The sequence below is a fragment of the uncultured Shewanella sp. genome (assembly GCF_947501225.1).
GTDB lineage: Bacteria > Pseudomonadota > Gammaproteobacteria > Enterobacterales > Shewanellaceae > Shewanella.
In genome coordinates this window covers 45,157-65,023 of record NZ_CANMUW010000016.1, presented here as the reverse complement: position 1 = coordinate 65,023, position 19,867 = coordinate 45,157, and the positions used below count along the sequence as shown (strand labels likewise).

Genomic DNA, 19,867 nt, shown 5'->3' with positions numbered 1-19,867 from the left:
CGTTTTAGCAACCAGAGAGCCTAAATCGAAGAGATTAATACTCAGGTGTGAACGCGGCTGTGACCTTCCGTGACAGGGATGTCACGGCAGAGCCCACAGGGATTGTGCTTGCAACGATATCCCTATCTAACAGCCAGTTCGGCATCCATGCCTCTCGTTCATGAGCTCAGAAACCTGAGGTTTCTATTCACCGTCCCACAGAAGTGCCTGCACATAAGCACGCTGCAGGCGATTAATACTAATAACTATGGTTATTCTGAATGACAGCTAAAGCCAAATTAGCAAGGTTGCCTACCGACCTAAGGGTTAGCATAACCCTGCATCAAGCTCTGCCAATTGGACTCGCTAAAGGCCAGCGTCGGTAGCTTAGCCAGTTCCTTCCTGAATGAGCGCAGTAGCCTCTCAAGGTTGGCACCCTGCCACTTAGGACTTGGCGTGCGAATTTCGCCTCTGTCGAAGTCGATCAGATAGAACTTATCATCTGTGATAAGGATATTCTTGGCGTTGAGGTCGGCATGATAGACCCCGCGGCGGTGGAATTTGGCGATACAGGCGCCGAGTTGCTGCCACTGTATCTCTGACATCGGCGATTTGCCCAGTTTGGCTACCAGGTCTTGGGCACCCTCCACCCGTTCTATGATGATATCGGCGCGATAATAGAGGCCGCTTCGCTCTACGTTGGCGGCGATGGGCTTAGGGACTTCAAACCCCTCCCCATAGAGCAGCTCCAGCAGGGATAACTCGGCTACCGCTCTGGTGTGCTTCAGGCCGGTATAGAGGTAGGCGTCTTTGCTGAGCTTCTCCATCAGTCCGCCGCGATAGTAGTGGCGTAGTACCCACTCACGCTCACCTGTCTCTGCCGTATCGGGTTTAACAAACCAGGTGGTGTACCTTCCCTTGGATGAGCCGGTGATTGCGCTCAGCTTCTGCCAGTAATCGTAGGTAAACCACTGGGTAGAGATGCTGCTGGGCGTGGTATCGCAAAATGCGATAGCGCCTGACGAGGTTTGTTTAATCTGCATATGGACTCGGGTCGTCGCTGTTTAGGCTCTAAGCCAGTTCTGATGCCTGCTATTCTACAGCAAGTTGTAGCGATGGAGTTAATTTGGTGGCGTTAATTTAGAGCTGCTTTATCACAGACTCCAGATTTTCCTGCCAGGGGGTGGGGCGAAACAGGGGGTGTGAATCGCTGGTATCCAGTTGGCTGAATCCGGGTCGCATGGCCGCGGCTCCATAGCCTTGTGATGAGACGGGAATAATCGGGATCGCCTTACTCAGCTTGCCATATCTCAGCGCTAACTCCTGGATCTTGACGGCAAACTCATACCAGGAGGTCTTGCCGCTATCGCACCAATGGTAGAGGGGAAGCGGTGAATCCTGTTCTGCCACAATCCACAGAAAACGTGCCAGCTCTTCGGCATAGGTCGGGCTGCTGAACTGATCCGATATCACTCTTACCTCAGGCTTTTCACTCATCAAGCTGAGCATGGTTTTAACGAAGTTAGTGCCATATTGCGAATATACCGATGAGGTTCGCACTATGGTTGATCCGAGCGGCATATTTTTTCGAAGGGCCTGCTCTCCGGCAAGCTTGGAGGCACCGTAGAGGTTGACCGGGTTTGGAGTATCGCCTGTGGTGTAGGCTGTCCCCTGCTTTCCGTCGAACACATAGTCGGTAGAGATATGGAGCAAGCGGGCATTGCTGTTTCGGGCGGCCTTGGCAATATTTGCCACAGCAAGTTCGTTGAGCTGATATGCCTCAGTCGGCTCCGACTCTGCCTTATCGACCTGGGTATAGGCCGCAGTATTGATGATGATATCCGCCCTATGCGCCGCTATGGCCGATTCAATCTCACCGATAACGGCTAAGTTAATCTCCCTGTGGCCCAGCGAGATGCACGCTATATGGGCGGGCTTGGTTGCGATAAGGGCCTGAGCGAGCTGACCGCTTCTTCCCAGGATGAGCGCTTTCAACTTAGAGTTTGTCATCTGTTACCGGTTTTACCCGTGCATGGCTTGTCATTGGCCGACGCCTTTCGATAGCTGCCATCGCGGATATGACGACACCAATCCAGGTTATCCAGATACCACTGGATGGTTTTTCCTATGCCGGACTCGAATGTTTCCTGCGGCTTCCAGTTCAGTTCCCTGTCAATTTTTGTGGCGTCGATGGCATACCTGAGGTCGTGTCCCGGCCTGTCTTTGACATGAGTGATCAGTTGTTTGAAGTCATCGATGCCTGAAGGTTTGTCTTCAATCAGTACATTGAGTCGTTCACAGAGGGTGGTGACAACTTCAATATTCTGTTTTTCATTGTTGCCGCCGATGTTATAGGTGGAGCCGGGTATGCCATCGGTTGCGACCCTATAGAGGGCGCGGACATGATCGTCGACATATAACCAGTCTCTTACCTGTTTACCATCGCCATAAACCGGCAGGGCTTTCCCCTCCAGGGCGTTAAGTATCATCAGGGGGATCAGCTTTTCAGGGAACTGAAATGGCCCATAGTTATTTGAGCAGTTGCTAATTACCACCGGCAGCCGGAAAGTACGGGACCAGGCCCTGACCAGATGATCGGAAGCAGCCTTAGTTGCCGAGTAGGGCGAGCTTGGATTATATGGGCTCTGCTCGGTGAAGCGGCCGGTTTCACCCAGTTCGCCATAGACCTCATCGGTGGAGATATGGTGAAACCTGAAGCCCTGTTTCTTAGCGTTTGCAAGTTCAGCAAGATAATCCCTGCATGCTTCGAGCAGGGTATAGGTCCCCAGAATATTGGTCTGTATAAACTCATCCGGACCATGGATGGAGCGATCGACATGGCTCTCGGCGGCGAGGTGCATGATGATATCGGGCCGATGGCGTCTCAGTATGTCATCGACAAGAGGCCTGTCGCAGATATCTCCGCGGATGAAGTGGTAGCGCTCGTTATCCTCTATCGATGACAGGGACTCAAGGTTGGCTGCATAGGTCAACTTATCCAGGTTGATAACCCGGTGAGGCGTCTCGTTAATAAAAAATCTCACCAGGGCAGAGCCGATAAAGCCGGCACCTCCCGTTATCATCACTGTTTTTGGTATGGTCATAGCCAATGTTCCCGGCAGTTAAATGGTGCGCCGGCTCTGTCTTTCGCCGAGAGTATAGGTTGCACCGTATCTGTATCGGAGCTCTTGTTGAGAGGCCAATCTATCGACAGCTCGGTGTCGTTCCAGAGAATGGTTTTCTCGAACTCCGGCGCGTAGTAATCGGTGCATTTATAGATACAGTCAGCTGTTTCTGAGATGACATAGAAGCCGTGGGCAAACCCGGCAGGGATCCAGAGCTGACGCTTGTTCTCTTCACTAAGATAGGTGCCGAACCATTGCCCGTAACTGGGGCTCTCCCTGCGCAGGTCAACGGCTACATCGAATACCTCACCACAGGTGACCCTCACCAGCTTTCCCTGAGTCTGGCTGGATTGATAGTGCAGCCCTCTCAATATCCCGCGTCTGGATCTGCTCTGGTTCTCCTGAACAAACTGAACATCGCTGACATGCTCCCTGAACCAGGCGTCCCGGAATGACTCGAAGAAGAAACCTCTCTCATCGCCGAACAGTGTGGGCTCGATGATTTTGAGGCCTGAAATAGGGGTATCGATGACGTTCATCTCGGCTTTGTTACCGGCTGCATAGGGAAATTACCTTTAATAATAACATCTTCTTGTGAGCAGAACCGTGTGGTTTATTATCCGAACCTGCAAGAGGATGAGAATTATCAGTTAAAGCTTGGAAGCAAGGTGGCTTCTACATTAAACTTTGCTGGTTCTATTCATCAACCCCTGAGCGCTATGAGTTTAAAACTTAATGAGATTAACTCCCTATGTCTGTTGCGTTTATCCGCTATCGGCGATGTCTGTCATGCGGTGGCTATGGTGCAGGCCATACAGAGAAAGTATCCGCAACTGAAGATAACCTGGGTGATAGGCAAGGTTGAATATCAACTGCTTAAGCATCTTGAGGGGGTTGAATTTGTTATTTTTGATAAGTCACAGGGTTGGCGGAGCTACTTTAACCTGAGAAAGGCGTTAGCGGGCCGGAGGTTTGATGTGTTGCTACACATGCAGGTGGCACTGAGGGCGACGCTCGCCTCGATGGCCATCTCCGCCAGGGTCAGAATCGGCTTCGATCGTTTCAGGGCCAAAGAGGGCCAGTGGTTGGTGACAAATCATCAGGTTGAGCCGCAGGATACGCCACATGTCCTCGAAGGCTTCATGGGGTTTGCTAAGGCGCTCGGCGTTACAGACCTCTCTCCTGAGTGGAATATTCCGGTACCATTGGCCGATACCGAATTTGCCCGGCAACTGATCCCCGACGGCGACAGGGCCCTGGTGATCTGCGCCGCGGCCAGTAAGGCGGAGCGAAACTGGTTACCCGAACGCTATGCTGCGGTGGCGCAGCATGCCATATCTAAAGGCTATAGGGTCATACTCTGTGGCGGACCCACCACATCAGAGAAGACACTGGCCGAAGATATTCAGTCGGCTTGCACTGAAGTACTTGAGAATATGGTGGGTAAGACCTCGCTTACTCAACTATTGGCCGTGCTTAAGCAGGCCGGTATCGTTTTGGCTCCCGACACCGGCCCGGCTCATATGGCGGTGACCCAGGGGACGCCGGTGATTGGGCTCTATGCGCACTCTAACCCGGGCAGAACCGGGCCCTATCTGAGTCTGGACCATGTGGTCAGTGTATATGATAGTGTTATCAAGACTCAGCACGCGGAGCCGGTAGCCTGGGGGACGCGGGCAAAGGGGAGTGATCTGATGGAGCAGATCCAGGTGGAACAGGTGATTGAGAAGTTTGAGCGAGTGTCGCAAGAGTTGGCTGGCTAATCTATCGGGCGAAGTGAAGCTAATTCTTCTGCGAAGTTTAAATCAATAGTCAGACGTTGTATCCAGCTAAGATACAACGCCTGAAGAGGTTGGGAAGTTATTGCTGCTTAGAGACGTAAGCCATGATGCGCTCGTAGTCCTCTATATAGTCGACCTCTGCCCAGAAGTTGCCCTTAACATCATAGATGGGCACCTCTTTGCCTTCGTGGATTTGACGGTAGATGGCGTCTTCCCACCAGATATCATACTGTTCGGAGGCGATATAGCCTGCGACTTTGTCCAGCAGTACCTTAACATCGGCAGCGTTGAGTTTGCCTATGCCCACATACTCACCGGTGGTCTCTTCATTGGTGAGCTCCTTACCGTAAGCCTTGAGTCGGTCATCAGCCCAGTTGAAGCGGTAATCGGCATCTTCGATTCGGGTGCTGTCGGCTAACATCAGAGGCGATGCGGTGGCTTTTTCGATGATATCGAGCAGCGGCTCTTCAAAGAATACATCGCCATTCATGATCAACACCTCTTCATCTCCGGCGAGAAAATCCCGTGCAAACCAGAGTGAGGCGATAGAGTTTGTCACCCGATAGAAAGGGTTGGAGATACTCTCGTACTGATAGTCTTTTAGTACGTCTTTGAGATACTGCTCATGGTAGCCGGATACGATAGCGATATCTTTTATTCCATGGGAGTGCAGAAGTTCCATGGTGCGTTGAATTAGGGGCTTGCCCAGGATATCAACACAACATTTTGGATGGTCTTTAAGGTGACGGCTGATGCGGCTACCAACACCCGCGGCCATGATTAGAACTTTCATTGATTTACTCCAAAATAGTCATGCAATGCATCGATTAAGCGTTGAGTGTCTTGTATGGTGATATTTCCCATATGAGAGACCCTGAACAGGGTATCGGCCAGCTCACCGCCGTTGGGGCACAGTACCATCTGATACCTTGCCTCGAACTCCTTGACTAACTGCGATGCGCTGGTGCCATCAGTGGGGGATAGCCCGGTCACACTGTTAGCCATGTGTGTGGAAAAGATTTTTAAGGGGAGCTTAGCGATCCCCTTTCTGAAAAATTGCGCCACCTCTCTTGTCTTGGCAATTTCGGCCTTGAGGCCGCCCTTAGAGGCTATCTGTAACAGGCGCTGGTGGAGCTGTAAAATGATGCTCACCGCCGGAGTATACGGGGTTTGGCCACGCTCTCCATCTCTTAAGTAATCGGTTAAATTAAAATAGAGGGTTGCGGGATCAGGCAGCAACCTCTCTATCGCCCGGGGGGACAAGATGATTATCGCTACGCCGGGTGGCAGGGCTAATGCTTTCTGCGAGCTGATGATCAGGGCATCGATATGCTGACTCTGCATGTCGAGTTCATCGGTTAGGAACATCGAGATGGCATCGACGATATGCAAGATCTGATTTTCATGGCAGAACCGGCCAACCTGCTCCAGATTAAAGCGGTGGCAGATCGAGGTTTCATGGCCATTGATCAGTAACACATCATGATCGGCAAACTGCATCAATGAGCCGGTGTCAGACAGATCATCATCGAACGCCGGGTGGTAGGGGCTGTGCTGGCGTCGGTGAACGCGGCAGATGTCGGCAAATCTTTGGCCGAAACCACCACTGATAACGCTGATTGCTTTATGTTCAGGGGCTACCAAGTTGAGTACCGCGGCCTCCATAGCCGCCGTACCCGAGGCGGTCAGCAGCACGGCTCGACTGCCCTTGGGGGCATTGGCGAGTTGGAGCAGCTGCTGCTCTGTTTCCAGCACGACTTCGGAAAAGGCCCGGTTTCTGAAATAGGGGGTCTGTAGTCCGCCCAGTTCACTGATCTCGGGATACTCTTTTACCGGCCCAGGGGTGAATATTAGCTGATCACGATTCATTGCAATTAGTCTTGTTCGTTAAATAGCTCAAAAATTCGTTTAGATACATTACCATCAACGAGGCCACATATGGCAGAGGTTGTTTCGGCTCTGATAGCACTGTGCTCACTCGGATCAGCTAATGCGGTTCTGACATTACGCACCATCTCATCGTAATTGTCCGGGTTATAGCCGACGGCGCGATAGGTATCTATCCCCTGATCCATTCGCTTGATGAACTTCGCGGGATTAAGATAATAGCTCCAACGCAACTTTAAGAACCTATTGATGACAACGGGCTTATCCAGGGCCGTACACTCGAAAATGGCCGAGGATTCATCGCTGATCATAAGATCTGCCAGTCCGATAAACTTGGTCAGACTGTACTCACTGATATGGGTCACAAGGCAGTTACTGAAACCAGCCCAATGTTGCAGCCGTTTTCTCTGCTTAGCATAGGCCCTTCTTTCGAGTGACAGGTAGTGAGGCTTTATTATGACGTTACAGTCGGCGAAGTCCGCAGGGAAGTCCCGGCCCATCTTCTCTATGGATGACGGGAAAAATGTTGGGGCATAGAGGATCGTCTTCTTGTTGGCATCTAGCCCATACTGCTCCAACAGGGCGGAGCTCTGCTCCTGTTTCCCCTTGGCCACAGGATCTAACTTGGTGAAACCGACACATTTTATCTTATCCCGATGCTGCGGAAGTTCGGCTTCCAGCATCGCCTGACGATAGCTGCCCTCGATAAGGACATAATCAAACTGTTCACAGGCGAGGGGATAGTTACAATACTTTGTGCCGACACCATGATCGAGAAATACAGTTTTGCCTTTTATCCCATCTAATGGTGACTCTTCATTGGCAAAGAAGAACACCTTCGCACAAACCTGGCTCAGAACCTGGCTGCCAATCTGGTAATTCAGTGAGTTATCTCTGGCGATGGTTTCCATTAACTCCGGATTCTGTTTTTCCGACAGAACAAACAGCGTCTGCTTGCCTTGTGAAACCCAGTAATCGTGGATGGGGAGGAAGTGAGGAAAATAATAAGGGTACGCAACGTAGAATACAGCATCGTATTGCCTATCCTTAACATTGTTCGTCATATGTCGTTTCCGAAGAGTTTACTTTATGATGGGTATTCTAATCGAAAACGTATTGCTAACATAGCGCTCTTAGCCAGAAAGGGGGCTGCCTAAGTTCTGCATGCGTACATTTGTGTCTTGGGCTGGATAAAAGTAAAATGCCCCCCCTTAACTTTATGTTTTCCGGTCGGGCTCCAAGGTCTCAGTAATGAAGTTCAAAGTTTTTATTATCAATCTAGACACAAGTACCGAACGATGGCAGCAGGTGTCGACTCAATGTGATCGGCTCGGCATAGCATATGAGCGGGTCTCGGCCGTGAGAGGCAGTGAGCTGATACCGGAAGAGAGAGCCAAGGTCTATGACCTGCCAACTAACCTGAAAAAGTATGATAAGCGACTCAACGATGGTGAAATTGGTTGCTACCTGAGCCATGTTCACTGCTGGAATAAGATTATTGACCAGGAGTTGGATTTTGCACTTATCCTTGAAGATGATGTTCAACTCGAGGAGCAGATCCGCGATTGCATCTCTCTATTTGAGAAAATGGATACCTGTGACTGGGACTATATCAAGCTGTTTAGCAGTAAGCGATTGAAATTGAATATGGAAACCATGGAGCTGGGAAAGGGCATGCAGTTGCATAGGGTGTCAAAACTATCTGCGGGGACCTGTTCACAGTTTGTATCTGCATCGGGGGCCAGAAAACTGCTCAAGCATGCTTTTCCCATCGCCCGTCCGGTCGATGCCGATATTCAGCACTGGTATGAAAGAGATCTGCGTTGTTTCGTTGTCACTCCCTCGGTAGGTGCCCCGGCAGGCTTTGAGAGTGAGATCGATATGCTCGATGGCCAGCACAGGGATTATGTAAAACGCAGGCCACTGAAGCGAATCATATTGCTGGTTATATACGAGTTTAATTTGCTGGTTAATTCGTTTAAGCTGGCGCCGTTTCCAAAAGTGAAAGGCTGAGCCTTAATTCAACATGGATTACAGACACCTTAACTGCTGAGCCTGGGTGTCTGAGGTACCATTCACTGTTATCGATTTAAATATCCTGTCATCCTTTACTATCGAACAGTATTAATCTCTAAGGTTTCGAGGAAAAGTTAGAAAAGTACCAATTAAGCAGTGGCTTAGGTAATTTATACTTTTTCTTAAGTTTATCAAGATATAGTTCCCAAACCGAGCTCTTCAGTGACTCCAGCTCATTCGAGTCGACGATGTCGGCAAATATTTGGCAGTAATCGGCGATATACTTAATTTCACGTTGCCTGGATTTTGGACTGAAACCTCGTCCTGCATAGTGGATAAAATCAGCCTTCTGATAATCTTCGCTGCCGAGTAGGTCCATGCGATTAAAGCAGGGATCGGCTTCAACATATTTGATTTTATGCTTTTGAATTATGTAGTTGGTATAAGTCTGTTCATAAAACTTTATTGAGTTACAAAGAGATTGAAGATCGCTGAGTTTCATTAAATTGAACAGGGGGGACTGCTTAGATACCAAGAGCATTCCCATGTTGAAATAGGTCAGCTTGCCTTCGCTTTGCTGCCAATCCTCAACAGCCTCTAGTTGCTGGCATATCTCGTTTATCACTGGGGTACGGTCACGGTATAGTCCTTCGTTGAACATGTAAACCGTGTCCGGATCCGGGCAGACCTCAAAGATATCTCTTGCCGACGGAGTGATAATAAAGTCGGCATCCAGATAGAGAACTCGATCATACTCTTTCAGGAGCTCTCCAATATACAGTTTTTCTGACCAAGCCGGATTCGCATCATATTTGGGTTTGCAGATATCGATCTTGTAGTGAAGGTGGTCAGAAACGATTAAGTCTGCACCGACTCTATCTGCATATAGTTTAAAGCTATTCAGTGCGGCCTTATACATAGGGTTGTCACCTATGGCGAGCGTGAATATGGCTTTTTTCATTGCGGAACCTTTGTTAAAAACGCGATTGAGGTAAAAAGTACTGGTGAATATCGGCGGGCTATTTGGCGCCAATAACTATTGCTGCCGAATATTCGCCAGTACAGTTAAATACTGTTTTTCATCTGAGCGTAGCATTTCAGGACATCCTCTACATCGATGTCGCTGACATGTCCTCTGCCTTTCTCTGCATATAAAACCTGCGCCGTAGGAGTCACAGGTGGTGCCCAGTATGGCTTTTTCTGTCTCATCATCGCAATGAGAGGGCGCTTCATGGCCGTTGCAAAATGCATGATCGCCGTTTCTACCGTTATAACGATATCCGATGCAGCAATTAATGCGGGAAGTTCGAAGAAATGGTCACCAACGGTAAACACGGCTATATTCATGGCGGCAAGTTTAGGGTCGTCGGCTATCTTTGAGCGTATGCTGTCTACATGATCGGGGGTGACGTTGATGACAAAGCGACTCTCTGATGCCTGAGCGTGTAGCTGTTCGATGAGGCCGAAAAGTTGTTCCAGCCGCCAGTCTCTCTTGCTGTTAGTCGATAGGTGGTTGAGGAAAATCAGCTTTCCCTGGCTATCATTGGCTTTGAAATTGTTTGCTATCCAGCTGGCGGTTGCTTGATTGAATGCCTGTGGGATCGTCATATCCGGCATAAACTGAGCCTTGTCTATGTCGATGCCGAACAGGCTGTCTATGAGCAGGTGATAGCGATCGGTAATATGATGCTGGGCTTTCAGCTTACCGACATCGAGTGAGTATGTTTTATCTGCACCACGATAGAACCAGTTATTGAGCAGGCCTGCAAACCTCTTCTTCTCCACACCACAAACCAGATAGCCATCCGAGTTAATCTGACGTGCGATAGAGGCAAACCTTTCACTCTTTGAGGTGGGTTCGGTGACTATGATGTCATAGTTACGTTCTTTTGCACTCGCTATCAGTTTCTCCTGCTCCTCCTTTGAGGAACAGCAGCCATAAGTATGATTGAAAGCCGGCTCACTCTCGATCCACTGCTTCATGATCTTGCTGCGGGAGAGTCTCCAACTATCCTGATTGTTGCGATTATCGTCCAGCCACAGGTCGATCTCCAGGCCTGGCTGTTTAGCTTTAAGGGCTATGAGAAAGGTCTTTATGTAGAGAAAGTCCCCTAATGCCAGCGGAGATATAAACAGAAGACGCTTAGCTTGCTGAAGTATTGGCTGAGGGATTATCGGTATAGTCGTTGACATGAGTGGCTATCAGAGATTTCTTTGATTGCAATATAATTCATTTGGCATTGAGAATAAACAGTATAGTGTGTGGGGCAGTGGCTATATGTGACCTTTAATGGTGGCTGATGTTGCGCTTAAGTTGAGTTGTGGCTGATTATTTGATCTGAACCGCTGGCCTGCTTCGGAACAACAAACTTCCAAATATGAGTGTGATACAATTCTGCTGAGATTGAAGAATGTCAGTTCGGCTGGTTTATTCCTGTGATCTCGATGAAAAAATAGCTAAAATGTTCGCCGCTGTACATATCGAAATAATTTCAATACCGGATAAATTCTGAGCTTAGACTCTGATTATCTTAGGATTAAATACAAATGCACACTAGAGCCATCTATCCCGGAACTTTCGACCCTGTCACCAATGGTCACGCCGATCTCATCGAGCGGGCGGCCAAGCTATTTAAGCATGTGGTGATTGGAATTGCTGCCAACCCCTCCAAGCAGCCCAGATTCACTTTGGAGGAGCGTGTCAAGTTGCTTCAAATTGTTACATCTCACTTAGATAACGTCGAAGTCGTGGGATTCAGTGGTTTGCTGGTGGATTTTGCAAAGGAGCAGAATGCCAGTGTGCTGGTTCGCGGCCTGAGAGCCGTTTCTGATTTTGAGTATGAGTTTCAACTGGCGAATATGAATCGCCGTTTAAGCTCAGAGCTTGAGAGCGTGTTTTTGACACCGGCAGAAGAGAACTCCTTTATCTCATCGACTCTGGTGAAAGAGGTCGCACATCACGGTGGTGATGTCAGCCAGTTTGTTCACCCGGAAGTCGCGAAAGCACTGATGGCAAACGTTTGAGAGTGATAGACATAATGATGGAAAAGGGAAAGTCATCTGTGCGGGCTTTTGCAATACTCTGCTTATTTACCTCCTTTATCTCTGTATCCGCCCCCTGGGTGGATACCTCGGATATCTACTTGAGGGCCGATATTCAGGCTCTGGCCGATGAAGGTGTGATCACGGTTCCCGTCAATACCTATCCGCTGATGTGGTCAGGCATCGGTGCGGACTTGAGCAGGGTCGAGCCTTCGGTTTTAACCCCCTCCATAGCGCAAGCTTTTGCCCGGGTGAACTACTATTACCGAAATGCGGTCGAGAATCGCGGCAATACCAGAATAAAAGCGGCGGCGGCAACCGATGCGGCTCGCTTTCAGCATTTTGGTTCCGACTACAGCGAGCAGGGGGAGCTGCAAGCGTCCTATGAGTATATGGGGGATCGCTTTGCCTTTAGGGCCTCGGCCTCCGCTAATTATGATCCCAGTGATGATAAAGAGTTCAGACTCGATGACTCCTATATAGCAGCCATCTTAGGTAACTGGATCTTCAGCGCTGGCGCAATAGAGCAGTGGTGGGGACCCGGGTTTGACTCGTCACTGCACCGTTCAAACAATGCACGGCCGCTGCCCTCGGTGATGGTCAGCCGCAATAATGCGGCGGCATTTGAAACCCCCTGGTTATCCTGGCTCGGGCCATGGACCCTGACTGCGGGGATCAGTCGGTTAGAGGAGGAGCGTGCGGTCGCCAATCCGCTGCTGTGGAATTTCCGTAGTTCGCTGCGCCCCTTCAGACAGCTCGAGATTGGCTTCTCCTGGAGTACCCAGTTCTGCGGTGAAGGTGAGGAGTGCTCCTGGGAGAGCGCACTTAAGTCTATAACCGGCCAGCGTGATTGTCGCGGCGCGGGCGAGGCTGGCTGTACCAACTATGGCAATCAGATGGCGGGTTACGATATCCGTTTCAGCGATACCTGGTTTAATGTGCCGTTCGGTGTCTATTACGAGAGAACCTGTGAGGATGCCAAGGGCTCCTCTCCCCTGGATATCGTAGATTGTGCCAGTATGGGGGGAATCGACACCCGTTTCAATTTCGACAATCAGCAATATAAACTGTTCTTTGAGATGACAGATACCATGGTATTCTGTGGTGAGGACCCTACCGTGTTCAACTGCATGTATGAGCACCAAACGACCTACAGGAGTGGTTCGCGTTACTACGGTAAGACATATGGCAGCACCTATGAGAGCGATGCTAAAGTCTATGTACTTGGTTTGATTGGCCAGTTTGCAGATAGTCGCGGCATCACTTCGTTGTTACGGTACGCACAGCTGAACAAAGATGGTTCCAGTCCGGCCCATGGCTGGGCTCCGCAGCCCGCCAAAGAGGACCTGCTGATGCTGGAGCTGAGCTACCGTATGCCCATCTGGAAAGGGATGATGAGTGTCGGTGGCACTGTATCTCAGTCTGAATTTGAGGTCGAAGAGAAACAAACCGATGCGACCCTGTTCGGTACTTACGAGTATCGTTTTTAAAGAGGAACCTGGAATCCAGGAGCTGGGTTCCAGGCACGGCTCGCTGCACGCTCGTAGTGAGCCTGTGAACGTCCTTCTTTGTCATTTAGTCTGACATAGGCCACAAAATACCGTGGCCCTCTGCCCCAGTTTGATCTCGCTGAGCAGATTACCGCACTGAGTACAGGCTTCTCCACCGCGGCCATAGACATGAAGCTTCTGGGCAAAGTATCCCGGCTTGCCCTCGGCATTGGTGAAATCCTTCAATGTGGTTCCCCCCTGCCTGATGGCGTTTGCCAGGATCTGTTTCACCTCGGTAACCAGCACGGTCAACCTCTCGATATCGACCTTATCTGCCTCCGTTTCGGGGTGGATACCTGCCGCAAACAGAGCTTCGTTGGCATAGATGTTACCTACTCCCACGACAATATTATTATCCATCAGGCAGAGCTTTATGGCTCTCCTCTTACTCTTTAACACCTGCTCCAGATAGGCCGGATTAAATTCATCTTTAAGGGGTTCCGGTCCGAGCTTTGACAGCAGGGGGTGAGCCTCTTCAGGCAGCTCGCACCATAGCCAGGCACCGAATCGGCGGGGGTCGTTAAACCTCAACACCTTGCCGTTGGCAAGCGCCAAGTCGATATGGTCATGCTTCTCGACGGGGGTACTGCCACACACGACCCTGAGACTCCCCGACATGCCCAGATGTACGATTGTCGTGCCGGCATCGGTGTCGATAAGCAGATACTTGGCCCTTCGGCGGATATTGCGTATGGTCTGTCCGACTATCTGCTGTGCGATATCGGGCACCGGCCACCGAAGGCTGGCGTTACGCACAGTCAAGGCCGTCACCTGTTGATCGATTAGGTGAGGGGTGACTCCCTGACGGGTAACTTCTACTTCGGGCAGTTCAGGCATATCTGTTCTCGGGTAATTGGGTTAAGGCTTTGACCAGTTAAGAGCCGCTGTTTTTTGTGGTACCGATTTTGATGACCGGTGACAGCGCCTCCCTCTGGCTGGGGGGGATAAGATACCAGTTATTTGCCGGGGATTTCAGTAACCCCAGTTTTTCATACCAGCTCCATGGCTGTGCCTGTTCATTGCTGGCGATCACTATGAGCAGCTCTTTGGGGCGCGAGGCAGTGTCACTTTCAATCAACCCCTGCTGATCGGGTAGCGGCGACAGCTGTATCTTGCTCCAGGCCTCGCCCCATGCCTGACAGTTAAGAACCTTTGGGTGACACTGCCAGTTGCTGCTGCCCCTGTTGAGCCAGAGTTCGTTCATCTGTAGTTGGGCCAGAGATGAAACGTCATCGAAGAGCGGATGAGCATCATCGGGCAGCTGGGATGTTTTGTCATCCAGTAGGGTGAGTATGGTGATCATCAGTACTGACGCGATAATGATTACATTGTTCCACTTTCTTCGTGATAGAGCCATGGTATCGGGTTTCAGCGTATTTGAGTGCAGTCTATCATGCAGTATAAGGTAAGAGGAATAAAGCAGCGAGTGGCAGAGGCGTTACTGGAAAGTGAGGCGTTGTAGGGAGTAAAGGTTGAAAACAATATGCTTTCAACCCTTGTGTCTGACAGGAACTTGTTTGAGGCTATCCGCCTGTCGCATTCATGAAGCGCAGGATCTGCACATCGCCCTGGGGCCCGAACTCATGCTCTTTAGGTTTAAGCTTGATGGCCTCCAGAATGGCCGTTTTAAGCTTCTCAATATCGCCGGGAAACTCTCTGACGATGGCCTTGAGATCCACCGAGTGCTCGTTGCCCAGGCAGAGTAGCAAGCGGCCTTCGACGGTAACCCGCACCCGGTTGCACTCATGACAGAAGTTGTTGCTGTGGGGGGAGATGAAGCCTACATGGATAGGGCTACCCGGCATGGTGTAGTAACGTGCCGGCCCGCCGGTACGCTTGCTCGAAACACTAAGCTCATAACGCTCAGAGATAATAGCCTTGACCTCATCGCTGCTGCAGTGGCGACTCTTCTTACGTTCATCGATAACCCCGAGTGGCATCTCTTCGATGAAGGCGATATCCAGCTCTCTGTCACGGCAAAATTCTATCAGATCCAGCACCTCATCATCATTTTGTCCCCTGAGGATCACCGCATTGATCTTGATGCGCTTAAATCCTGCGGCTTTAGCGGCATCGATCCCTTCGATGACACGCTCCAGCTTGCCGTTACGGGTAAGCTCGGTGAAGAGCTCAGGCTTTAGGGTATCCAGGCTGATGTTTAGTCTTGCCAGGCCTGAGGCACGCATCGTTTGGGCAAACTTGGTGAGGCGGGAGCCATTTGTGGTCATGGATAGCTCAGATAAACCGGGCAGATCACCAAGCAGTTTCACCAGCTGGTCGCAGTCAGTACGTACCAAAGGTTCACCGCCTGTGAGGCGTATCTTCTTTACACCCAGCTCGGTGAATGCCTGACCGACCCAGGCCAGCTCCTCTAAGCTGAGTACTTGTTCACGATTTAGAAAGCAGGGATCTTCGCTCATGCAGTAGACACAACGAAAATCACATCTGTCGGTAACGGAAAGGCGTAGATATTCAACCTTACGTCCGAAGGTATCGACGATCAAACTCATACAAGGTACCTATAAAAACACCGTAACGACTCAGCTGTCTGAGCCGTTACAGAAAACAGTTAAACAGAGATTACCAATTACAGTAGATCGGCAAATGGTTGAATATAAACGGTATCACCAGGGCTTAGCTGATCGTCTTTCTCGCTGATGACGATGAGGCAGTTGCCCTTAACCATAGAACTCAACATCCCTGAACCTTGTGCGCCGGTCGATGTGACATGAAGCTTGCCATCGGCGCCTAAGTGATAGATGCCACGGGTAAACTCTGTACGTCCAACGCGGCTACGCAGGTGTGTATCTGTGATAGCAGGTACCATGGTCGGTGCCCACTCGTTTTCTCCGGCAAGTTTTCTCAGTGCCGGCTGTACAAACTGCATAAAGGAGACCATAACGGCAACCGGATTACCGGGTAAGCCGAAGAAGAGGCTATCGCCAATCTGACCGAAGGCCAGCGGTCGTCCCGGTCGCATATTGATGCGCCAGAAGTTAATCTGACCCACTCGTTCCAGTGCCAGCTTGATAAAGTCGGCGTCGCCGACGGATACGCCGCCGGAGCTTATTACGACATCTGCATCGACCGCGGCCTGGCTCAGCGCCTCGGCGAGTGCATCCTCTGAGTCGTGAATGATCCCCAGATCTATCACTTCACAACCCAGCTTTCTGACCATAGATTTTATGGTGAAGCGGTTTGAGTCGTAGATGCAGTTTGGTTGTAGCGGCTCTCCCGGTTGACATACCTCATCACCGGTTGAGAACACGGCGACCCTGGGGCGTTTGAATACCGGTAGTTTGCCAAAACCGAGTGAAGCCAACAGCCCCTGCTCCGGTGCCTGAAGTCGTGTTTTGGCTGCCAGCGCCGTATGGCCTTGTGCGATGTCTTCGCCTGCCAGCCTGATATGTTGCCCAAGAGTGATATCGCCCTGAAAGCTGACCCGGCCCTCCTGCTCCTTGGCCAACTCCTTCATCTGAACTGTGTCGGCACCTGCCGGTACCGTCGCCCCGGTCATGATACGTACCGCTTCGCCCTCCTGTAGCAGTTCCGAGTATTGATGACCCGCCATGACGTCGGCGACGATCTTATAGTCTGATAACATAGGGCTCGAATACTTGAATGCGTATCCGTCCATGGCCGAGTTGGTCTGTTGAGGCACATTGACCGGAGATATCGCATCTTCGGCGAGTACCCGGCTATTGAGCTCATCGAGAGGGAGGGCCTCACTGTCGGTGATTGGGGTCACGTAGGATAAGATCTTATCTATGCCCTGCCTTACCGACAGCGTCTTACTGGTATCGACTTCGCAGCCACACTCGGGGGCAGGTGCGAGCGGCAGGTTAACACTCGAAGGCCGCCAGTTTTCAGCGTATTCAACAACAAAGTCGGCAATTTGCGCGACATCATTGATATCCAGGCGTCTTAAATCGCCCGGAAGTTGGGTATCATCACAGCAGGCGATTGCCTGTATGTTGTCGTCGTGGGTATGGATGAAAGGTTTGTCATGGGCGGCCCGATGAAGTTCAATTTTCGGCAGCTCAAGTTTTTTGAAGCCCTCTACCAATACGATATCGACCTTGTCCTGTTCAATCTGCTGCAGCAGATGAGGCAGCTTAGGATCATCATCAAGGGGATCTTCCGTCATCAATGCCCATCTGACATGCGAGGCTACCAGCATCTGACGAGCACCCGCCTTACGCATTTCGTAACTGTCTTTACCGGGAATATCCACATCGAAGTTATGATGAGCATGCTTTATGACTGCCAGTTTCACCCCCCTGCTATTTAATTCGGGGATCAGCTTCTTTAACAGCGTGGTCTTTCCTGTGCCGCTATAGGCACAAAATCCGAGAACAGGGATAGTTAACGGATTGGTAAAAGGGATGCTCATTTAAACCTCGATTTTTATTTGGCAATTGCCTCAGAAAGTTGTTGTTTTTGTTCTGGTGTATTCACATTAACAAAGGCGTTTGGTTGATCTGAAAAATCAGCCACCGCGCAGTTATGCTTCGCATACCAAAAGTCGATTTTACGTTCTCCGGCATCTAAGAAAGCCTTCATCGAGTCTCTTAGTTCCGGTTTCAAAAGTAGTACTACAGGTTGTTCGCGCACGCCGTCACTTGCCACCGCAAGATCGGCACCTTCTTTCTCTATCTGGGAGAGCATGCGCTCGACAAGGTCTGTCGGTAAAAGTGGACAATCACAGGGAACCACCAGGAGGTAGTTGGCCTGTGTTTGGCCCATCGCTGTTATCATTCCGGCCAATGGCCCCAGATAACCTGAGTCTTCGTCACTGATAACTTTATAACCGAACTCAGCATAACTGGTTTGGTTACGGTTTGCGTTGATCAGGATCTCTCTAACTTGTGGCTTAATGCGATCTATGGCGTGCTTTATCATAGGCTGCGCCTGGAGTTCGACTAAACCTTTGTCATTTCCCCCCATGCGCCTGGCCATGCCTCCGGCTAAAATTACCGCATCAATTTGCAATGACATATCTTGGTTCCTGTAGATTTATTGGGGCAGAGTCGGGAATATTGTCCGCCGTGTAAGATGACATTATATGTTGATTTTCGATCATCCAGGTTTGATTGCACAAGCTTGTGAGTACGCAGGACTGGTGACTGCTGATTAACATCCCCGTTCCGAGCCGCTGCAGATCGGAGATCATGGCCAGCACTAAGTCTTGAGAAAACCTGTCCATATTGGATGTTGGTTCATCTAACATCAATAGCTTTGGCTGCATTATCCAGGCTCTGGCGATAGCGAGTCGTTGTTTCTCTCCCCCGGATAGGCTTGATGCGGCCTGAGTCTTGAGGTGCGTTAATTCTGCCATCTCGATAGCGGCCTGAGTTCGCTCACTCAGTTGCTGTTTTGTCAGATCACAAAACGGGTGTGGATAGCTCAGGTTATATTCGACGCTGCCATCGAACAGATAGGGGTGTTGGTGCAGATAGACGGCTTTGCCCAGCAGTGCATTGGAGCGCCACCAGGGCAGTGGCTCGAAGCCTTCTGTGGTAATCGAACCTCTGGTGGGAGACAAAAGACCGGCAAGCAGTTTCATCAGGGTGGTTTTGCCGCAACCGTTGTCACCCTGAAGGTGTATCGTTTGCCCCTGAGACAGCTGCAGCCTGTCGACGCTGAAAATATGCCTCTCACCAAACTTCATCTCGAGGTTGTTCGCGATTAATTTTACCATCTCTTAATGGCTCCTCGGCTCAGCTCTGCCTCTGAGCGTTCCTAGAGTAAAGTTAAGAACGAGAGATAATATGAGCAGAACAAGACCCAGTGCTATTGCCTGAGCAAAATCACCCTTGCTGGTCTCGAGTGCTATTGCGGTTGGTATGTTTCGGGTCACATCTGCAATGTTTCCACCGACCATCATAGAGCAACCCACCTCAGTAAGAATGCGGCTGAATCCGGCCACGATCGCCATGAGTAGCGGGACTTTCAATTCTCTGCAAACTGTCCAGATGGCCCTGAACCAGGAGGCACCGAGCGTTCGCGATGTCTCCCATGCTCTGCGGTCGACGCTGGTAAAGGCTGCCTGACTCATTGCGATCAACACTGGAGCACAGATCATCATCTGGCCTAAGATCATACCTTTTTGGGTAAATAGCCACCTCAGATCACCCAGCGGGCCCATGCGGGTCAACATCAGATAGACCAGAAGTCCAATGACGACGGTGGGTATCGACTGGAGGGTTTGAATCAGGTTGGTGACAAACCAGCGACCCGGAAAGCGGCCAAAAGCCAGCAGAAATCCCAATACCATAGATGGCAGCAAGGTGATTCCCAGTGCCGCAAAGGATACAGAAAAAGAGACAGACACGATGGACCATACGTCCGGGTCCAAGGAAAACAGCAGGCCTAAGGCCTGCTGTAAAAGGGCTAACCAGCCTTCATTCATCTGTGATAGCCCGATTCAGAAAACAGCATACCCAGACCATTAGATCTGTACGCTGTATAGCATGATAAAAAACTG

Annotated in this window: 20 protein-coding genes; 4 read left to right on the top strand and 16 right to left on the bottom strand. The window is 50.4% G+C overall.

The window, feature by feature from the left end; translation table 11 throughout:
• Window positions 1–299: 299 nt before the first annotated feature.
• From Q1B47_RS18310 to rfbC, 4 genes are all read right to left on the bottom strand, one after another.
• On the bottom strand, window positions 300–1,022 hold the full coding sequence (locus Q1B47_RS18310; protein ID WP_299796931.1) for a 3-deoxy-D-manno-octulosonic acid kinase: 723 nt from the start codon (window positions 1,020–1,022) through the stop codon (window positions 300–302).
• A 97-nt stretch (window positions 1,023–1,119) separates the two neighbouring features.
• Entirely contained in the window at window positions 1,120–1,989 is an 870-nt protein-coding gene (gene rfbD / locus Q1B47_RS18305; protein WP_299796928.1) for a dTDP-4-dehydrorhamnose reductase, read from the bottom strand.
• The gene (gene rfbB / locus Q1B47_RS18300) at window positions 1,986–3,083 is read right to left on the bottom strand and encodes a dTDP-glucose 4,6-dehydratase (RefSeq protein WP_299796925.1); all 1,098 of its coding nucleotides are present in this window, start codon (window positions 3,081–3,083) and stop codon (window positions 1,986–1,988) included. Before rfbB ends, rfbD begins: the two co-directional genes overlap by 4 nt.
• Entirely contained in the window at window positions 3,080–3,643 is a 564-nt protein-coding gene (gene rfbC / locus Q1B47_RS18295) for a dTDP-4-dehydrorhamnose 3,5-epimerase (protein ID WP_299796922.1), read from the bottom strand. The genes rfbB and rfbC overlap by 4 nt, the downstream gene beginning before the upstream one ends.
• A 180-nt stretch (window positions 3,644–3,823) precedes the next feature.
• On the opposite strand from rfbC, the gene Q1B47_RS18290 reads away from it, so the two are divergent.
• Entirely contained in the window at window positions 3,824–4,867 is a 1,044-nt protein-coding gene (locus Q1B47_RS18290) for a glycosyltransferase family 9 protein (protein ID WP_299796919.1), read from the top strand.
• A 97-nt stretch (window positions 4,868–4,964) separates the two neighbouring features.
• On the opposite strand, the gene Q1B47_RS18285 is transcribed toward Q1B47_RS18290, so the two are convergent.
• Genes Q1B47_RS18285 through Q1B47_RS18275 form a run of 3 tightly spaced genes read right to left on the bottom strand, consistent with a single transcriptional unit; the run spans window position 4,965 to window position 7,836 of the window.
• Complete coding sequence (locus tag Q1B47_RS18285) at window positions 4,965–5,678, bottom strand: phosphocholine cytidylyltransferase family protein (protein ID WP_299796916.1); 714 nt, start codon at window positions 5,676–5,678, stop codon at window positions 4,965–4,967.
• The gene (locus Q1B47_RS18280; RefSeq protein WP_299796913.1) at window positions 5,675–6,754 is read right to left on the bottom strand and encodes an aminotransferase class V-fold PLP-dependent enzyme; all 1,080 of its coding nucleotides are present in this window, start codon (window positions 6,752–6,754) and stop codon (window positions 5,675–5,677) included. The genes Q1B47_RS18285 and Q1B47_RS18280 overlap by 4 nt, the downstream gene beginning before the upstream one ends.
• 5 nt (window positions 6,755–6,759) lie before the next feature.
• A complete protein-coding gene (locus Q1B47_RS18275; RefSeq protein WP_299796910.1) occupies window positions 6,760–7,836 on the bottom strand; it encodes a CDP-glycerol glycerophosphotransferase family protein in 1,077 nt (358 codons plus the stop codon).
• Window positions 7,837–8,023: 187 nt separating this feature from the next.
• On the opposite strand from Q1B47_RS18275, the gene Q1B47_RS18270 reads away from it, so the two are divergent.
• On the top strand, window positions 8,024–8,785 hold the full coding sequence (locus Q1B47_RS18270) for a glycosyltransferase family 25 protein (RefSeq protein WP_299796907.1): 762 nt from the start codon (window positions 8,024–8,026) through the stop codon (window positions 8,783–8,785).
• A gap of 118 nt (window positions 8,786–8,903) precedes the next feature.
• Here Q1B47_RS18270 and Q1B47_RS18265 read toward each other — a convergent pair whose 3' ends face one another.
• Both Q1B47_RS18265 and Q1B47_RS18260 read right to left on the bottom strand, forming a co-directional pair.
• Window positions 8,904–9,749 (bottom strand): glycosyltransferase, encoded by an 846-nt coding sequence (locus Q1B47_RS18265; RefSeq protein WP_299796903.1) that lies wholly within the window; start codon window positions 9,747–9,749, stop codon window positions 8,904–8,906.
• A 104-nt stretch (window positions 9,750–9,853) separates the two neighbouring features.
• Window positions 9,854–10,981 carry a glycosyltransferase family 9 protein gene (locus Q1B47_RS18260; protein ID WP_299796900.1) on the bottom strand — a complete coding sequence of 376 codons (1,128 nt, stop codon included), beginning with the start codon at window positions 10,979–10,981 and terminating at the stop codon, window positions 9,854–9,856.
• A gap of 354 nt (window positions 10,982–11,335) precedes the next feature.
• Between Q1B47_RS18260 and coaD the strand changes: the two genes are divergently transcribed.
• The gene (gene coaD / locus Q1B47_RS18255; protein ID WP_299796897.1) at window positions 11,336–11,812 is read left to right on the top strand and encodes a pantetheine-phosphate adenylyltransferase; all 477 of its coding nucleotides are present in this window, start codon (window positions 11,336–11,338) and stop codon (window positions 11,810–11,812) included.
• 14 nt (window positions 11,813–11,826) lie between these two features.
• A complete protein-coding gene (locus Q1B47_RS18250) occupies window positions 11,827–13,320 on the top strand; it encodes a capsule assembly Wzi family protein (protein ID WP_299796894.1) in 1,494 nt (497 codons plus the stop codon).
• Between the two features lie 81 nt (window positions 13,321–13,401).
• On the opposite strand, the gene mutM is transcribed toward Q1B47_RS18250, so the two are convergent.
• The 7 genes from mutM to Q1B47_RS18215 all read right to left on the bottom strand — a co-directional run bounded on the left by mutM (window position 13,402) and on the right by Q1B47_RS18215 (window position 19,792).
• Entirely contained in the window at window positions 13,402–14,217 is an 816-nt protein-coding gene (gene mutM, locus Q1B47_RS18245) for a bifunctional DNA-formamidopyrimidine glycosylase/DNA-(apurinic or apyrimidinic site) lyase (RefSeq protein ID WP_299796891.1), read from the bottom strand.
• 37 nt (window positions 14,218–14,254) lie between these two features.
• On the bottom strand, window positions 14,255–14,737 hold the full coding sequence (locus Q1B47_RS18240; RefSeq protein WP_299796888.1) for a hypothetical protein: 483 nt from the start codon (window positions 14,735–14,737) through the stop codon (window positions 14,255–14,257).
• 166 nt (window positions 14,738–14,903) lie between these two features.
• Window positions 14,904–15,890 carry a GTP 3',8-cyclase MoaA gene (gene moaA / locus Q1B47_RS18235; protein WP_299796885.1) on the bottom strand — a complete coding sequence of 329 codons (987 nt, stop codon included), beginning with the start codon at window positions 15,888–15,890 and terminating at the stop codon, window positions 14,904–14,906.
• Window positions 15,891–15,967: 77 nt separating this feature from the next.
• Window positions 15,968–17,773: a bifunctional molybdopterin-guanine dinucleotide biosynthesis adaptor protein MobB/molybdopterin molybdotransferase MoeA gene (locus tag Q1B47_RS18230; protein WP_299796882.1), complete on the bottom strand. Its 1,806-nt coding sequence runs from the start codon at window positions 17,771–17,773 to the stop codon at window positions 15,968–15,970.
• Window positions 17,774–17,787: 14 nt separating this feature from the next.
• Window positions 17,788–18,378, bottom strand: coding sequence for a molybdenum cofactor guanylyltransferase MobA (gene mobA, locus Q1B47_RS18225; RefSeq protein ID WP_299796879.1), 591 nt, complete (start codon window positions 18,376–18,378; stop codon window positions 17,788–17,790).
• A complete protein-coding gene (locus Q1B47_RS18220) occupies window positions 18,362–19,081 on the bottom strand; it encodes an energy-coupling factor ABC transporter ATP-binding protein (RefSeq protein ID WP_299796876.1) in 720 nt (239 codons plus the stop codon). Before Q1B47_RS18220 ends, mobA begins: the two co-directional genes overlap by 17 nt.
• Window positions 19,082–19,084: 3 nt before the next feature.
• On the bottom strand, window positions 19,085–19,792 hold the full coding sequence (locus Q1B47_RS18215; RefSeq protein WP_299796873.1) for an ABC transporter permease: 708 nt from the start codon (window positions 19,790–19,792) through the stop codon (window positions 19,085–19,087).
• Between the last annotated feature and the right edge of the window lie 75 nt (window positions 19,793–19,867).

Excerpts from the sequence above, each read along its gene's own strand:
- Q1B47_RS18310 (WP_299796931.1), bottom strand. The coding sequence starts at position 1,022 with ATGCAGATTAAACAAACCTCGTCAGGCGCTATCGCATTTTGCGATACC.
- rfbD (WP_299796928.1), bottom strand. The coding sequence starts at position 1,989 with ATGACAAACTCTAAGTTGAAAGCGCTCATCCTGGGAAGAAGCGGTCAG.
- rfbB (WP_299796925.1), bottom strand. The coding sequence starts at position 3,083 with ATGACCATACCAAAAACAGTGATGATAACGGGAGGTGCCGGCTTTATC.
- rfbC (WP_299796922.1), bottom strand. The coding sequence starts at position 3,643 with ATGAACGTCATCGATACCCCTATTTCAGGCCTCAAAATCATCGAGCCC.
- Q1B47_RS18290 (WP_299796919.1), top strand. The coding sequence starts at position 3,824 with ATGAGTTTAAAACTTAATGAGATTAACTCCCTATGTCTGTTGCGTTTA.
- Q1B47_RS18285 (WP_299796916.1), bottom strand. The coding sequence starts at position 5,678 with ATGAAAGTTCTAATCATGGCCGCGGGTGTTGGTAGCCGCATCAGCCGT.
- Q1B47_RS18280 (WP_299796913.1), bottom strand. The coding sequence starts at position 6,754 with ATGAATCGTGATCAGCTAATATTCACCCCTGGGCCGGTAAAAGAGTAT.
- Q1B47_RS18275 (WP_299796910.1), bottom strand. The coding sequence starts at position 7,836 with ATGACGAACAATGTTAAGGATAGGCAATACGATGCTGTATTCTACGTT.
- Q1B47_RS18270 (WP_299796907.1), top strand. The coding sequence starts at position 8,024 with ATGAAGTTCAAAGTTTTTATTATCAATCTAGACACAAGTACCGAACGA.
- Q1B47_RS18265 (WP_299796903.1), bottom strand. The coding sequence starts at position 9,749 with ATGAAAAAAGCCATATTCACGCTCGCCATAGGTGACAACCCTATGTAT.
- Q1B47_RS18260 (WP_299796900.1), bottom strand. The coding sequence starts at position 10,981 with ATGTCAACGACTATACCGATAATCCCTCAGCCAATACTTCAGCAAGCT.
- coaD (WP_299796897.1), top strand. The coding sequence starts at position 11,336 with ATGCACACTAGAGCCATCTATCCCGGAACTTTCGACCCTGTCACCAAT.
- Q1B47_RS18250 (WP_299796894.1), top strand. The coding sequence starts at position 11,827 with ATGATGGAAAAGGGAAAGTCATCTGTGCGGGCTTTTGCAATACTCTGC.
- mutM (WP_299796891.1), bottom strand. The coding sequence starts at position 14,217 with ATGCCTGAACTGCCCGAAGTAGAAGTTACCCGTCAGGGAGTCACCCCT.
- Q1B47_RS18240 (WP_299796888.1), bottom strand. The coding sequence starts at position 14,737 with ATGGCTCTATCACGAAGAAAGTGGAACAATGTAATCATTATCGCGTCA.
- moaA (WP_299796885.1), bottom strand. The coding sequence starts at position 15,890 with ATGAGTTTGATCGTCGATACCTTCGGACGTAAGGTTGAATATCTACGC.
- Q1B47_RS18230 (WP_299796882.1), bottom strand. The coding sequence starts at position 17,773 with ATGAGCATCCCTTTTACCAATCCGTTAACTATCCCTGTTCTCGGATTT.
- mobA (WP_299796879.1), bottom strand. The coding sequence starts at position 18,378 with ATGTCATTGCAAATTGATGCGGTAATTTTAGCCGGAGGCATGGCCAGG.
- Q1B47_RS18220 (WP_299796876.1), bottom strand. The coding sequence starts at position 19,081 with ATGGTAAAATTAATCGCGAACAACCTCGAGATGAAGTTTGGTGAGAGG.
- Q1B47_RS18215 (WP_299796873.1), bottom strand. The coding sequence starts at position 19,792 with ATGAATGAAGGCTGGTTAGCCCTTTTACAGCAGGCCTTAGGCCTGCTG.